Origin of the sequence: Paenochrobactrum gallinarii (assembly GCF_014205685.1) — a bacterium.
GTDB lineage: Bacteria > Pseudomonadota > Alphaproteobacteria > Rhizobiales > Rhizobiaceae > Paenochrobactrum > Paenochrobactrum gallinarii.
Window position 1 is genome coordinate 1 of the sequence record NZ_JACIIU010000013.1, and the last position, 14309, is coordinate 14309.

12 protein-coding genes are annotated in these 14309 nt (G+C 47.6%); 4 read left to right on the plus strand and 8 right to left on the minus strand.

All coding sequences use genetic code 11. The features are described 5' to 3' along the window. Positions 1-88: 88 nt before the first annotated feature. The 3 genes from FHS77_RS11770 to FHS77_RS11780 all read right to left on the minus strand — a co-directional run bounded on the left by FHS77_RS11770 (position 89) and on the right by FHS77_RS11780 (position 3730). On the minus strand, positions 89-2059 hold the full coding sequence (locus FHS77_RS11770; protein ID WP_184223595.1) for a TonB-dependent receptor: 1971 nt from the start codon (positions 2057-2059) through the stop codon (positions 89-91). Between the two features lie 125 nt (positions 2060-2184). After that, complete coding sequence (locus FHS77_RS11775) at positions 2185-3141, minus strand: FecR domain-containing protein (RefSeq protein ID WP_184223597.1); 957 nt, start codon at positions 3139-3141, stop codon at positions 2185-2187. Positions 3142-3226: 85 nt separating this feature from the next. Continuing rightward, positions 3227-3730, minus strand: a complete 504-nt coding sequence (locus tag FHS77_RS11780; protein ID WP_184223599.1) for a sigma-70 family RNA polymerase sigma factor — start codon at positions 3728-3730, stop codon at positions 3227-3229. A gap of 321 nt (positions 3731-4051) precedes the next feature. Between FHS77_RS11780 and FHS77_RS11785 the strand changes: the two genes are divergently transcribed. From FHS77_RS11785 to FHS77_RS11795, 3 genes are all read left to right on the plus strand, one after another. Then, a complete protein-coding gene (locus tag FHS77_RS11785) occupies positions 4052-4546 on the plus strand; it encodes an RNA polymerase sigma factor (protein ID WP_184223601.1) in 495 nt (164 codons plus the stop codon). Between the two features lie 61 nt (positions 4547-4607). Next, a complete protein-coding gene (locus FHS77_RS11790) occupies positions 4608-5603 on the plus strand; it encodes a FecR family protein (protein ID WP_184223603.1) in 996 nt (331 codons plus the stop codon). Between the two features lie 85 nt (positions 5604-5688). Then, positions 5689-8595 carry a TonB-dependent receptor gene (locus FHS77_RS11795; RefSeq protein ID WP_184223605.1) on the plus strand — a complete coding sequence of 969 codons (2907 nt, stop codon included), beginning with the start codon at positions 5689-5691 and terminating at the stop codon, positions 8593-8595. A 106-nt stretch (positions 8596-8701) separates the two neighbouring features. Here FHS77_RS11795 and FHS77_RS11800 read toward each other — a convergent pair whose 3' ends face one another. From FHS77_RS11800 to nagA, 5 genes are all read right to left on the minus strand, one after another. Beyond that, positions 8702-9742: an ABC transporter substrate-binding protein gene (locus tag FHS77_RS11800; protein WP_184223607.1), complete on the minus strand. Its 1041-nt coding sequence runs from the start codon at positions 9740-9742 to the stop codon at positions 8702-8704. Between the two features lie 24 nt (positions 9743-9766). Further along, positions 9767-10558, minus strand: a complete 792-nt coding sequence (locus FHS77_RS11805) for an ABC transporter permease (RefSeq protein WP_184223609.1) — start codon at positions 10556-10558, stop codon at positions 9767-9769. Next, positions 10555-11400 carry an ABC transporter ATP-binding protein gene (locus tag FHS77_RS11810; protein WP_184223611.1) on the minus strand — a complete coding sequence of 282 codons (846 nt, stop codon included), beginning with the start codon at positions 11398-11400 and terminating at the stop codon, positions 10555-10557. Before FHS77_RS11810 ends, FHS77_RS11805 begins: the two co-directional genes overlap by 4 nt. Positions 11401-11751: 351 nt before the next feature. Further along, a complete protein-coding gene (locus FHS77_RS11815; RefSeq protein WP_184223613.1) occupies positions 11752-12360 on the minus strand; it encodes a biliverdin-producing heme oxygenase in 609 nt (202 codons plus the stop codon). Between the two features lie 202 nt (positions 12361-12562). Continuing rightward, complete coding sequence (gene nagA / locus FHS77_RS11820; protein WP_184223615.1) at positions 12563-13720, minus strand: N-acetylglucosamine-6-phosphate deacetylase; 1158 nt, start codon at positions 13718-13720, stop codon at positions 12563-12565. A gap of 150 nt (positions 13721-13870) precedes the next feature. On the opposite strand from nagA, the gene FHS77_RS11825 reads away from it, so the two are divergent. Beyond that, entirely contained in the window at positions 13871-14302 is a 432-nt protein-coding gene (locus tag FHS77_RS11825; RefSeq protein WP_184223617.1) for a GNAT family N-acetyltransferase, read from the plus strand. The last annotated feature ends 7 nt before the right edge of the window (positions 14303-14309 follow it).

The window sequence follows — 14309 nt, forward strand, 5'->3', positions numbered from 1 at the left end:
AATATGCGAATTATGACTAGTCATATGCCTAACATTACTCCTAACCCTTAATTAAGGGTGAGAAAATGTCCGGAGAATTCGGGGGCTCTTACATAATTGGCGCAAAACCAGAGCTACGCTCTTCATTGTTATACCACGGTGCGGTATCTGTACTTTCCCCAGGAGCTGGCACTTGTCTTGCATTACGATCGTAAGAGTGGGTTTTACTGTATCGAAGGGCACCATCCAGTTTCAACCAGTCATTTACTTTCCATTCACCTGAAACAAAAGCGCTACCTTCCTTGCGCCAGCCATCACGCGCTATTTCATTATTAGTGACCGTGCCAGCCAATTTTTCAATATCACTAGGCGGCGCGAGTGTTTCATAAGTGTATGAACCACCATAATTAAGTGTGACATCCCCCCATCTGCTGCTAAACTTGCTTTCATTGGAAACATCACCACCAGTCCTTTTAGCAACATCCCAATAGCCTGTTCTGTCAAACATACCAAAATTATAGGGAGTACGAATCTGGGTTTCAGTTTTTGTATGCCACAAATTAGCAGTCAAATTGATCAAATCATTATCTGGGTTCCAATTATAACGCGTCGTATAACTATCAACCTCAACTTCGCTTAAGGGGGCCTGCTGGGCACCATCAAAGCGTATAATTATCGATGGCATTAATTCGCCAAAAATACTTTTATATTTCATATAACCGACATCAAATGTATGTCCGTCATCTAACTCCAATTTTCCTTTAAACAAATAAGACGTATTATCCTGCGATGTATTCAGAACCTCTTCTCCAGCGCGATAACGGTTCAAGCCACCGAGAGACACATCCTTATACTTAAACCAAATATCGGTATTTGGCATTTCCATAAGGCGGTCTGTTATCTTCAGTTTGTCCGGAACGTTGCCGTGCTTTCCGGCATGGTAATTGCCAATCTTACGACGCGAATAAGCAGCCAAAAGCTCCAAATTCTCCCAGCGGCTTGCAAAAGCTACACTGCCAGAACCAGAAGTCGGTTTAAGTAGAGCTGGGCGGTTAAGTCCGGTTGACGGTCCCAATGAAGAAATATTGGTATTTAATAGCTCATCCGGAATTGGTGTCGGGGCACAGCCATTCCAGCATTCCTGCAGAAAACTTTTATCTATATCAGGCAATCCGCCTTTTGTACCTTCAGGAGGTGGCGTTGATGTATTACCAATCATACTACCACGCACTCTGAAACCGTAATTTTGCCCTTCTTTCAGAATGTCATCGGCATTGAGTGTTCGCATTACCGCGACACCACCTGTTGCTCCTACACCATAAACACCAGACGACGGCCCTTTAACAATTTCTACCCCGCCGATCATATCAGGGTCGATATAGTTGCGCGAGGCAACTCCGGAATAACCGCGATAAACCGTATTTTGCTGCTGCGCACCATCAACAACGACCGGCACACGGCCAAAACCCTGCATACCGCGAATATTGATATCAACCGCACCACTATTGCGGTTGTCGCCTGTCATCACACCCGCCTGACCTTTAAGAAAGTCACCCGTCGACATGCCGCGGAATTGTTCGATCTTTTTTTGCGACAAATAGGTGGACGAGCCAGCACTGGAATAAGTCGCATCCATCGCTGCGTTTAAATTATTGGTAACGGTAATTGTATCCAGCAAAATCGAACCGTCAGCGCTTTGAGTTGTACTACTCCCATTGCTTGCGTGACTAATAGATACGGTCGTGGCATTGATAAAGGAATATTCAAGGCCTGAGCCTTGTAAAAGCCGTGCAAGTGCAGCCTGATTTGACAGTCTGCCAGAAACTCCCGGGCTTGTTTTACCCGATGCCACAGAAGCTAAATAGCTGACCTGAAGGCCTGCCTGACGGCCAAAACTCGTCAAAGCCTGATTAAGCGGACCTGCTGGAATGGCAAAATTCTTTTGCGCATCTTCCTGTGCCACTGCTGGTCTAACACCAATAGAATAAAAACTCATCGCCGTTGTCATCATCAATGATGTAACTAATGCTTTGCTGAAATTGTCCGTGAGAACCCTATTCTTTACTACTTTAAGCCGCATGGCTAAACTGCTCCATCAATCGAAAACATATCTGAGGAGCGGCTGTGCCTGCATAGGGTAAATGCAGCTCCTGATACTATTACAATCGGGGAACAGATATTTTCACTAAAATACTCAAGTTTTTTTCAAATTGGCGAAATAATCGTCAAAGCAGACGTCAGCTGATAGACTTTTCCACCTGCCGGCTTGACCACTGCTTCCAAAGCACCATGCGGATTTTGCAGGTCAAAAATGCCACTGATACGCTTTTCACCAATATAAGGATCAACAACAACAATACGCCCCTGATGCCAGCGGCCAATGCGCGCCACCAAAGAAGACAAAGTTTCTTTTTCCGCGACAAGTGAATGATCGCGCCAGCTGGCGACTTGACCACTCACGCGATCGCTGCGCTCTATTGATGGCTGTGAAGGTTCAAATACCAGCCACTGCCCTTGATGCAATATTTCCCTGATATTGGCATTTCTGATGCTGCTTTGCATTTCCACTACGCCGTGATCGACACCAACCGTCATAAAACCAGCATCATGCGACACTTCAAAAGCCGTGCCGAGCGCCGTCACTTGTGCAGAGGCTGAATACACCGTAAATGGCCTGTTCCTGTCCTTAGCAACTTCAAAATAAGCCATGCCCGCAAGAAGTTGAATAGCGCGTTGCTTATCATCATAATCAACCGCAATGGCACTGTCTGGGCCAAGCGTTACCAGACTGCGGTCTTCCAGTTCAATTTTACGGATTTCGCCTTTCACAGTGCGATAATCCGCCCGCTGGTTAAGCAATAATTCCGGCACAAATGAATAAAGCGCGGCTCCGCCACCCGCTGCGATAAAGGCACCTAATAGAAAATGCCGGCGCGTCAAGCCTTCGCGACGTTCGACCCGTCGCTGGAAATTTAAAATTTTTCCTGAAGCACCATGAATTTTTTCAACACGCAGCCATATTTTTTCATGCATGGCACTGCGCGCACGCCAGACATGGATCATCTCTATGATCACAGAATTATCAGGATCATTCTGCAACCGAATGACCAGATCAATCGCCTCATCAAGCAGAATATTCTGATCTGGTTTACCCGCGCTCACTTCCATTTTCCTGATTACTTGTAACAACAATAAATATCTGTCTGATTATAATACAATCCAGCGGCTGAAATTTTCACAATTATTATCAAAACTCCCCCACCCGAGCGAGCAGGTGTTTATAGGCATCACGTATTAACATCCATGCTCTGGTGGTGGAAATTTCCAGTTCCTGCGCCACTTCATTAAGCGTGCGCTCTCCCAAACGATGCATTTCAAAGGCACGTCTTGTCCGTTCCGGTAACTCAGCTAGCGCTTGATGCGTTTGCGCCAGGCATTGTCTTGAATAAACAACGGCTTCAGGTGAAGGAGCAGGATCAGCCAGATTTTGAGCGGCATCACTTTCAATATCGACTGTTTCGATCAGCCGCTCACGCTTTTGTTGATTAATACGAAGATTGCGCGAAATTTTATAGAGATATGCCTTAGGATTATGTGTGCCTGTCGTTGCAGCGGGGGGCTTTGCCAATACTCTGACAAATGTATCCTGAGTAATGTCGGCAGCTGCGTCTTCGCTCAGACCATTGCGCTTTAAAGATCGGGCAATATCGAGAGCATGACGGCGGAACAACATTTTAATGTCCCAACTCACCTTATAAAAACCTCGCACAACAAAAGCTGAGCAAGTGTGTTTTTATCTGATCCACGATAAAATAAGCGCACAATTTGCCTCGATACGAACAAGCCTTTAAGGCTGAAAAACGTGTCTCACATTTCACCACTTAATTAATATGATTGAAATAATCAAGTTATAATTATTCACCATACTATCACTCTGAAAAACAAAGTTTATGCACAGCCGCTTTATATTTTTATAGCTTTTGCTTGCCATTCAAATTTAATATGAGTAAATAACTCTAGTTATATAAATGGCGGCGGTGCCGTACAGGTTTGCAGGATATTGATGCCCTCCATGAGTGCTGTTTTTGAACGGATTTATGTCAGGGAACGATTACGTCTGAAAAGGCTTGCAGCCAGCATTTTGGGCAATGCAGATGATGCTGATGACATTCTGCACGATACATATGTCAAACTCTCCAAACGCCCGTTAACAGACAATGATAGCGGCCTGATTGTGCGAACAGTCACCACATTGGCGCTCGATCATATTCGCTCCCGTAAAATCCGCACCGGCCTGTCGCTTCATGATGCTCATCAGAGCGATGCAACAGACTCCATCCAGCCCGAGCGCATTGTCTGTGCACGTTGCGATCTTTCAGCACTCTTGAATGCTATCAATACCTTACCTAAACGGCGGGCACAGATTTTTCTGCTGGCCAGAGTCGACGGCATGACCTATCAGCAGATTGCACTGCATTTGGATGTCTCGCTGAGCACCGTTGAAAAAGAAATGGCGGCAGCCATTGCTTCTTGTCATAAATGGCAGCAAATGAGGGGGCGGAAATGATAGTTTCTGTAACTTGCTGCATGAACAATATCTCGCGTATTTGAGGAAAACGCTCTGCCTTATGCTGAACATTAACAGCTCTGAAAAACGCAACAATGCAGCGATAGAGGACGCTGCAAAGTGGTTTGTGCGGATGAGTAATCAGCCGGTCAGTACCGTTTTGCAAAAATCTTTTCAGCAATGGCTGGATGAAAGCCCGCTCCATTTTCAAGCTTACCAACAGACAGAACAGCTATGGCAGGATCTTCACGCCCCTGCCCGTGAAGCAGCACGTAGCGGCTGGCATCGCCGGAAACAACAATCATTTTTTACATTTATGCCCGCCTTCAAATGGGCAAGCCTTGCCGCAATCCTTGTTATGCTCACCACTGCCGGTGCGTTATGGCGTGATGCCGGCCTGCTTCAGCGCGGGTTTGCCGATTATGCGGCCGCGCCCGGCAGCTACAGCGAATTTACCCTTAGTGACGGCTCCCATGTTTATTTGGACGGCGATAGCGCGATCAATGAAAAATTCAGCCCTGACGAGCGCCACATTGAATTAATCCGTGGGCGCGCATGGTTTGATGTCACCCGCATTGAAAACCGCCCCTTCAAGGTCACGGGTGGTAATGCCCGAATACAGGTTTTAGGCACTGCTTTTGCAGTGGAACTGGAACCGGATTTGACCAAAGTAACCGTCGAACGCGGATTTGTCACCGTTCATGCCAGCAACTTTGATGCCAGCACCTTTGATGACAGTATCAATTTGCAGGCTGGGGAAAGTGCATCTGTCGCGCAAAACCAGATTGCATATATTGACGGCGATGACACAGAAATTAGCCTTGCGTGGAAGCGCGGTCTCATCATGATGAACCAGACACCGCTGAAAACAGTGCTTGAAGAATTAAGCAAATATTCCAGCGGACGCATTGTTTTGCATGATACATCATTGGAAAACCTGCCTGTTTCCGGCGTTTTTCAAACTAAAAATCCAGATGCCGTGTTTGATGCGTTGCGCACAACTCTGAAATTAACCGTCGTGCGTGTGCCGGGTTTAATGACAATTATCTATCGTTAAGATTATTTTTACGGGTTTTCACCGGCCTGATCGTTGTTTGAATATGGGACCAGACGTCCTTGAATTTGAACAGGAAACGTCAAGAATGAAAACGATCAGAACTGCGTTCACCGCCAGCGGTGTTTCGCTTATTGCGCTTGTCTCCGCGTGCCCCGTGGCAGCACTTGCTCAAGCACCTCAAACGACGCAAAATCAGAGTAGCTATAATTTCAACATTCCGGCTAAACCATTGCTTACCGCACTGGCTGATTTTACCGCGATAACAGGCATTCAGGTTGTGCGCCAGAACGGCAGCGCGATCTCCGGGCAATCCGCCTCTGTTCTCGGACGTCAATCTCCCGAAGCGGCACTGAAACGAGTTCTGGGGAATAGCAATCTTCAATATCGTTTTGTCGATAGCAAAACGATCAGCCTTTATGCTGCAGAAGACGCTGGCAATAATGCAGGTGGCATCAATACGACCGATGGCTCTGTGTTGCTGAACACCATTACAGTGAGCAAACCTTCTGGTGCTATGGCCGTTTATTCCGCACCACGCTCCACCGTGCATTTGTCAGCCGAGCAGATGGAGCGCTACGGCAATCTTTCACCATCCGACATGCTTAAAGGTGTGGCTGGTGTGCAGGTTGGCGACAGTCGCAATGGTGGTGGCCTTGACGTTAATATTCGCGGCATTCAAGGCCAAGGCCGAGTGGCTGTGACTGTCGATGGCTCCCAGCAATCGCTCAATGTTTATCGCGGCTATGGCGGCACACAGCAGCGCAGCTACATCGACCCTGATCTCATCAGCGATATTGCCATTAACAAAGGCCCTGATTTAACCGCGGCTGGAGCCGGTGCCATTGGCGGCGCGGTCAATATGACCACCATTGGCGTTCAGGATATTCTCAAAGACGGCAAAAATTTCGGCATCCGTCTCAAAGGTGAAATCTGGGATAATGGCATCAAACAGGCACATCGTCCTGATTACATGAAAAACAGTGCTGATTTTGAAGTCGATATACGCAATGACCGCCCGAATATCTTTAACTCAGCCGCAAAATCCGGCAGCATTGCCGCAGCCTATAGCAGCGAATATTTTGATGTCGTTGCCGCCTATGCCAAGCGCAAGCAGGGCAACTATTTTGCCGGTAAACATGGACGTGAGCAGTATCGGCGCTTTGATAAATATGGCTATGAGCAAAACTCCGTCGCCAAATCCTATATGGCTGGCGAAGAAGTTTTAAACTCATCAGCGGAGACAGATTCTGTTCTGTTGAAAGCAATGATTAAACCGACCGACGAACAGGCTTTAGAACTGACCTACCGTTATTATGATGGTCGTTTTGGCGAAGTAATGCCGTCGGATGTTTATCGTTTTGGCACCGCAAGCCTCTATCAATATCCAACCGGCAGCGTGGTTATCAACTCCGCAACAGCGCGCTACCATTATACTCCTGCCGATAATGACCTTTTGGATTTCAAAGCCAATTTCTGGGCAACCAATGCCAGAACCGACCAGATCAACGGCACCAACGGGCCAAAGTCACAACAGGTTTATAATAGTTATGACCGGACATGGGTGCGTATGGACGACATACGCGTAGGCGGTGATGTTTCCAACCGTTCAGAAATCAAAACTTCTGTTGGTGGATTGGCCTTCGATTTCGGGGGCTCCTTCCAATATGAAGATATCCGCCCACAAAAGGATGTCCTGATCACCGAGCATGACATCAACATGAACCGTCACCTGCGCGATGGTCGCCGCTCCGAAATCAACCTCACCGGTAAAATTGAATATGAGCCGCAAGAGAATTTACAATTCTGGGCGGGTGGCCGCTATGGGCGTTTCAGCTCCCATGACCGCAATACGCCAAGTATTGAAATCCGTGAAAAGCTTTATGGTAAATGGATTTCACTCTCCCGTGGGCCGGGCACATGGGACAGTATGTTCTGGCGCCCTGACGAAAATGGCCAGTTTACCGATGCGACAGATCCGCGTCTGAACAATGGCATTGCCGCATCAAACACGAACAACCCGTTTGAGGGCACCCCATTTGATGAATATGGCACCCCGACCTATATGGGCGTCAGCAATGCGGGCTATTCAGACATTGTGACCGGCTTTACACGCGGGCAGAAGCTCTCCGACAAGAGCAGCAGCTTTACACCTGCCTTTGGTTTCAATTACGAAATCATGCCACAGACACTGGTTTATGCCAGCTATACACAAGGCTACCGTCTGCCATCCTTGTTTGAAACAACACTGGGTACATTGCAGGTTGACCCAACCAAGGGCTTGCGCCCTGAGCGTTCCCGCGCCATTGAAATCGGTGCCAGCACCACACAGGATAATCTTTTCATCACTGGTGATACAGCATCGTTTAAACTGGCTTATTTCGACAATAATATTAAAAACTATATCGTACGCTATTATGACCCTGAATCAAATGGCGGCATGACATTCAGCAATGCAGACAGCTACAAGACCAATGGTCTCGAGTTTCAGTCAAGCTATGATAGCGGCCGGATTTTTGCCGATCTCTCCGCGACTTACTACTTCAAAACTGAAACCTGTGACGCTAATTTTGCTGCACGCCTGCGCGAAACTGCAAATCAATACCAGAAAACCGAAAATACACCTGATTGTACACCAGGCAGCTATATGGGTTCATTTACCAATACCCAGAACCCGCCTAAATATTCGGTCAATCTGACACTGGGCAGCCGTTTCTTCGACGAAACTTTGACGGTCGGCGGTCGTATGACCTACACATCAGGGCCAGTTGAGAAAAACGACAAGCCTTGGCAGATCGGTGCAACAACACCACAAATTCTTTATAAGCCGGTTACATTGTTTGACGCATTTGTAACTTATAAGCTGCGTGAAGATGCTGTGATCAACGCATCAGTACAAAATATCACCAACCGCTATTATCTCGATCCACTGGCACAGAGCTTTATGCCGGCACCCGGACGTACTTTCCGCGCTGGATTGACGATGAAATTTTAAAAATATCACTGCTCCGGTCGAATTTCAGACCTGAGCAGTGCACTGATTAAAAAAAGCCCGACTTGTTTTTACAAGCCGGGCTTTTTGTTTTTAACGCTTAACTGAATTAAATATTGGCATATTCAACAAAACGCGGATCGAAAGTCTGCGAGAATTTCAGATCACTATCAGCCAGATCAGGATCAAGCTTTTTCAGCATATCATACATGCTCTTGAAACCATCCTCAGCTACAAAGCCTTTTTCCGAATACATCGCACGGGATTTTACAAAGCCTGTCTTGTAAAGTTCGCGGTCGCCAAACAAATATTCTTCCGGCACAGCATCCGCCACTTCATCAGGCGTTGCATTGTGAATCCAGTTCAAGGCTTTAACAAAAGCATTGACAACGCGCTGCGTGGTCACCGGATTGGCAGTGATAAAGCTCTGCTGCATATAGACAATGGCTGCCGGATTGGTGCCGTCAAACAAAGCACGGGTGCCTTCTTCTGTGCGCGTATCGAGCAGAATTTTAATATCGCCGTCAACTTCAAGCTTGGTGATCACCGGATCAAGGTGAACCAATGCTGCAATGTCACCTTTTTTAATCGCCGCAACAGCACTTGCACCACCACCAACACCAATAATCGAGGCATCATCCGCAGCCAAACCGTTTTTGATCATTGCATATTGCAAGAACAGCGAGGTGGAAGAACCGGGGGCGGTCACACCAACATTACGGCCTTTCAAATCGGCAATCGTTTTGATCTCGTCTGCCAGATCGCTGCGCACACCAATGCAAATGCCCGGAAAACGGCCAAGTTCACAAATGGCTTTAATATCCTGACCACGATGCTGCATGCGCAATGTATGCTCATAAGCACCGGTAACCACATCAACCGAACCACCAATCAGCGCCTGCAAAGATTTTGCGCCACCACCGAAATCGTTGACTGTGACGTTAAGCTCTTGCTCTTCAAAAAAGCCCAAACGTTCAGCAATGGTAAGCGGCAGATAATAGAATAAAGGCTTACCGCCTACGCCCAGCATCAGATCGGTTTTCTCAGGTTTCGCATCAGGGTTTTGCGCAAAGGCAGGCAACTGAGCTGCGATATTCATCAGCCCGAAAGCGGCTGCACCAAGCATTAAATCGCGACGTGTTATATTCATGATTATATTCCTTGAATTATCGTTTTAAGCGCCGTTTGGTCCGACTGTTTTAGGTCGCCAGATGAGCAAGCGGGCTTCTACAATCGAAACTGCCCAATCGATAAGCAAAACAAAGGCCGTCAGCACAATCATTCCGGCAAAAACGCCGGTGACATCAAACACGCCTTCCGCCTGATGAATGAGATAGCCAAGCCCTGCGGAAGAGCCCAGATATTCACCCACAACCGCCCCCACAACGGCAAAACCAACCGCCGTGTGCAAGCTTGAGAACATCCAGGACAATGCAGATGGCAAATAGACATTGCGCAATAACTGACGCTCATTCATGCCCAGCATACGAGCATTAGCCAACACGGTCTGATTGACCTCTTTAACGCCCTGATAAACGTTAAAGAACACAATGAAGAAGACCAGCGAAACGCCGAGCGCCACTTTTGACCAAATCCCCAAACCCAGCCAGAGCATGAAAATTGGTGCCAGCACCACACGCGGCAACGAGTTGGCAGCTTTCACATAAGGGTCAAAAACAGCAGCCAGCATTGGTTTGCGGGCAAACCAAAAACCGATCATCACGCCGCCTACTGAACCAATGATGAAAGCAAGCATGGCTTCCAACAGCGTGATGCCGAGATGATACCAAATTGTACCTTGCGCAAACCATTTATAAATTCGTACGGCCACTTGTGTTGGTGTCGCAAAGAAAAACTTGGCATTGGCCGGATTGCCGAACAAATGCGTTTCGGTAAACAAATACCAGACAAGGATAACGAACACAGCCACACTAAGCTGCGCTAAAAATAAGAGAGGCTTGTTCATTTGCGCACTCCGCTTGTCTGCTGATAGCCTTTAAGCACTTCTTCTTTCAGCGCACCCCAGATTTCACGATGAATTTCGTGGAACTGGTCATTCAAGCGAATTTCAGAAATCTCACGCGGGCGCTCCAGCGGAATTTGATATTCAGCCAGAATATGGGCACGCGGGCCGGCAGACATAATCACAACACGATCAGCCAATGCGATCGCTTCTTCCAGATCATGGGTGACAAACATCACGGCTTTACGATCCTGCGACCAGAGATCAAGCAGCAGATCACCCATGATAACGCGCGTTTGCGCATCCAAAGGCCCGAAAGGTTCATCCATCAGCAAATATTTAGGATTACGGATCAGCACCTGTGCCAAGCCAATACGCTTGCGCTGCCCACCCGACAACATATGCGGATAGCGGTCGCCGAAATTGGCAAGCCCCACACGGGCAAGCCATTCCTGCGCTTGTTCACGGGCTTCTTTTTTAGGCGTACCGGCAATTTCCAGTCCGATAGCAACATTTTCCAGCACGGTTTTCCATGGCATTAATGCGTCTTGCTGAAAAAGATAACCGGCTTGACGGTTAAGGCCGCTTAATTGCTTGCCGCTGATTTCCACGGTGCCGCTTGCAGGCGTCAAAAGACCTGCTACGGCATTCAGTAAAGTAGATTTACCGCAACCGGTTGGCCCGACAATGGCAACAAATTCATTATCGGCAACTTTAAGATTGCTTTCTGCTACCGCATCATAGCGTCCGCCATTGGCCAGATTGAATGAAATGGCGACATTTTTAAGCTCAATTACTGTTTTTGGGGCATTGTCCGGCTGAACAGCATTGGTCGAGGCATTCATTGTCTTTCCCCTTTACAGTTAAGACAAAGCGCCATGCGAGAATGGTTCATATATTTCAGTCCTCCGGAGAAGATGCTCGGACGGCAGAGCCATAAATTTTAAAAAATCCGTCCACTTTTGCTCGCTAAATTAGGGCTCACTTATAGTGCTCAAATATGATTACGCAATCAAAAAGCACCTCAAAACGCAAGATTTATCCACAGAAGTGAGCTGCACGTAATATTATTGCGCTACACTCTTATAACAAAGATATGACACACTACAATCTGGTGTTGAATAATGCGCTAAAATAAAAAAAGGGCGGTGATAAAACACACCGCCCCAACGCAAAATTGAAAAACTTATCGGCGATTAGCCAAACATCTGCTTAACCAGTGCATGAACACGCTTGAAAGCGCTCTCAGCACCGGCAACCAATTTATCTTCTTCGTCTTCGCTTAAGTTAATATCATCCAGTGCCTGCGTAAATGTACGCCAATGAAGGCCGCGACCTTCAGGAGCACCGGCCAGATGACGAGCGCCAAACGCTTCCGATAAACCAATCTTTTGAGCTGCTTTCAACAAGAAAGCTGCACCCATATTGGATCCTTCAGCGACATAAAGCCAACCTAGTGCCGTTGGCAGGTCAATATCATCACTACTGGCAAAAACCGGTGCATCCGTTATTTCTGGTGCAGACACCGCCAAATCAGACAAGTCATCACCAATCAGGCTGAAACGACGGCGACCTTGAAGATCAGGCAACACTGCATCTAATTTGGCATTGTCATAAAGCGCGTTAATATCACGATGAAACTGGTGCTGCACCTTGAGAAAGAGTGCATATCTTTCACGATCCCTGAAAGGTTCTCCTGCCATGATGGCTTTGTCCAGTGTGTCATGAGTGCCCGAAGTTACGGCCTTCAAGCGCTTGGAACGTGGCAAATTGGTGACTGTTTCAAGAGCAATAGTTTCACTCATAGCAAGGCTTTCTATTGTTAAGAATCAACTGGTTAAGCTGATACTACCCTAAACCTGAAAAAACTAGAATTTTTTTATCATATTTAATCTCGCACTGGATACGCGATCATCAACACTAGAAATTCTTTAAGCAGTCAGAGCAACGGCGATGCAATTTGCCCGTCGCTGACTGACTATCTTAAATTTATACAGCTGCACTTTCTCAAACACCTGCAATCCAAGTGCGGCGCAGTTGAAGTTCATCATCCAGATGCACCAAATCCGCACGCAATCCGGCACGGATAAAACCCCTATCTGCCAAACGTAAAAAACGCGCCGGATAAGATGTCGCCATTGCAAGCGATGTAGCTAAGCTCAAATCAAGCATTTCAACACCAAAACGAACCGCTGCGGCCATATCGAGATCAGAACCGGCAATGGTGCCATCATCGAGGGTAAGCTTCGGCAAGCCATCGCCTATACTACGGCTGACCGTGCGACCATGCAGATCAAAGCTATTTTTGTCAGAGCCAACCAAGCTCATCGCATCGGTGACAAAAAACAGTTTTCCCTCACCCATATTGGCGTGCTTGGCACGGATCGCCACACGCAGGCTCATCGGATCAATATGATGACCATCTGCAATAATACCGCCCCAAACCGCCGGATGATCCAGTGCCGCACCAACTACCCCCGGTGCGCGACTGCCAAGCTGGCTCATCGCATTGAACAAATGGGTGACACCATGAGCGCCCGCTTCAAACAGCCTTGTCGCAGCTTCTGCTGTTGCATCCGTATGGCCAAGACAAACTATAACACCATTAGCCGATAATTTCTCCACCTGAGCAGCGCTCACCTGCTCTGCCGCCATTGTAACCAGTAAGGCATCAATATGTTTTGCAGCTTCAACCATTGCGGCCACATCGTCTTCGCTGACAGGGCGCATAAATTTAGGCAAATGCACGCCCTTACGTGCAGGTGCAATATGCGGGCCTTCCAAATGCAAACCGACAACGCCTGCATTTTCATCCATCACGGCAATAGCCGCCGCAATGGCTTGCTCAGATTTTTCCTGCACATCGGTGATCAGTGTCGGCAGCATGCTCGTTGTGCCAAACGGGCGGTGAGCCGCAGCCATAATACGCATATTTTCAGCGGTTGGCGCATCGTTGAGCATGATACCGCCACCGCCATTAACCTGCGCATCAATAAAGCCCGGCGCTAAAATACCACCATCCAGATTGATCTGCGGCAGGTTTGCGTCAATGTCATTTTCAGCAACAATCGCTTCAATGCGGCCTTCACGAACAATCACAGCCTTATGATTAGTCAAGCGTTCGCCGTCAAAAACCCGTGCGCCTTTTAAACTATAAGCATTCATCAGACTGTCTCCGTCAGTGTATTGTGTCATAAGCATTTTAATGGCGGCAACGCCTTAAATCCGCATTGACAGAAGGCGATAAAAACCGCCTATGCTTTCACTTAAATTATCGAGCATAACGCTCCGTTTTATTCTCATCGGACAACCGAAATGACCACAGAATTTGAAATTACCGCCACACCTTCCGCCGATGACCTCGCTTTTGTCGGCCAACAATTATCAGCTTTTAACGATGCTGATGTTGGTGCTTCTGATCGCACATCACTTGCTGTTTTCGTACGTGATGAAAATGGCAAAATACTGGCTGGTATTTCAGGTTATACGGCTTGGGGCTGGCTCTATATTCAGTGGCTTTGGGTCGATAGTTCCTTACGCGGCCAACGCGTGGCCGGAAAAATGTTGCAAGCCGCAGAAGATGAAGCGCTGGCACGCGGATGCCATAGTGCGCTGATCGATACTTTTAGCCCTGTCGCTAAAATTGCTTATGAACGTCAGGGCTATGAAGTTTTTGGTGAGCTGCCCGATTTTCCCATCGGGCGCACCCGCAGCTTTCTTAAAAAACGCCTTGCAAACGCCAGTTAATCCGTTG

What these genes read in the sequence shown, in the direction of transcription:
- FHS77_RS11770 (WP_184223595.1), bottom strand. Translation starts at nt 2,059, where the DNA reads ATGCGGCTTAAAGTAGTAAAGAATAGGGTTCTCACGGACAATTTCAGC.
- FHS77_RS11785 (WP_184223601.1), top strand. Translation starts at nt 4,052, where the DNA reads ATGAGTGCTGTTTTTGAACGGATTTATGTCAGGGAACGATTACGTCTG.
- FHS77_RS11790 (WP_184223603.1), top strand. Translation starts at nt 4,608, where the DNA reads ATGCTGAACATTAACAGCTCTGAAAAACGCAACAATGCAGCGATAGAG.
- FHS77_RS11795 (WP_184223605.1), top strand. Translation starts at nt 5,689, where the DNA reads ATGAAAACGATCAGAACTGCGTTCACCGCCAGCGGTGTTTCGCTTATT.
- FHS77_RS11800 (WP_184223607.1), bottom strand. Translation starts at nt 9,742, where the DNA reads ATGAATATAACACGTCGCGATTTAATGCTTGGTGCAGCCGCTTTCGGG.
- FHS77_RS11805 (WP_184223609.1), bottom strand. Translation starts at nt 10,558, where the DNA reads ATGAACAAGCCTCTCTTATTTTTAGCGCAGCTTAGTGTGGCTGTGTTC.
- FHS77_RS11810 (WP_184223611.1), bottom strand. Translation starts at nt 11,400, where the DNA reads ATGAATGCCTCGACCAATGCTGTTCAGCCGGACAATGCCCCAAAAACA.
- FHS77_RS11815 (WP_184223613.1), bottom strand. Translation starts at nt 12,360, where the DNA reads ATGAGTGAAACTATTGCTCTTGAAACAGTCACCAATTTGCCACGTTCC.
- nagA (WP_184223615.1), bottom strand. Translation starts at nt 13,720, where the DNA reads ATGAATGCTTATAGTTTAAAAGGCGCACGGGTTTTTGACGGCGAACGC.
- FHS77_RS11825 (WP_184223617.1), top strand. Translation starts at nt 13,871, where the DNA reads ATGACCACAGAATTTGAAATTACCGCCACACCTTCCGCCGATGACCTC.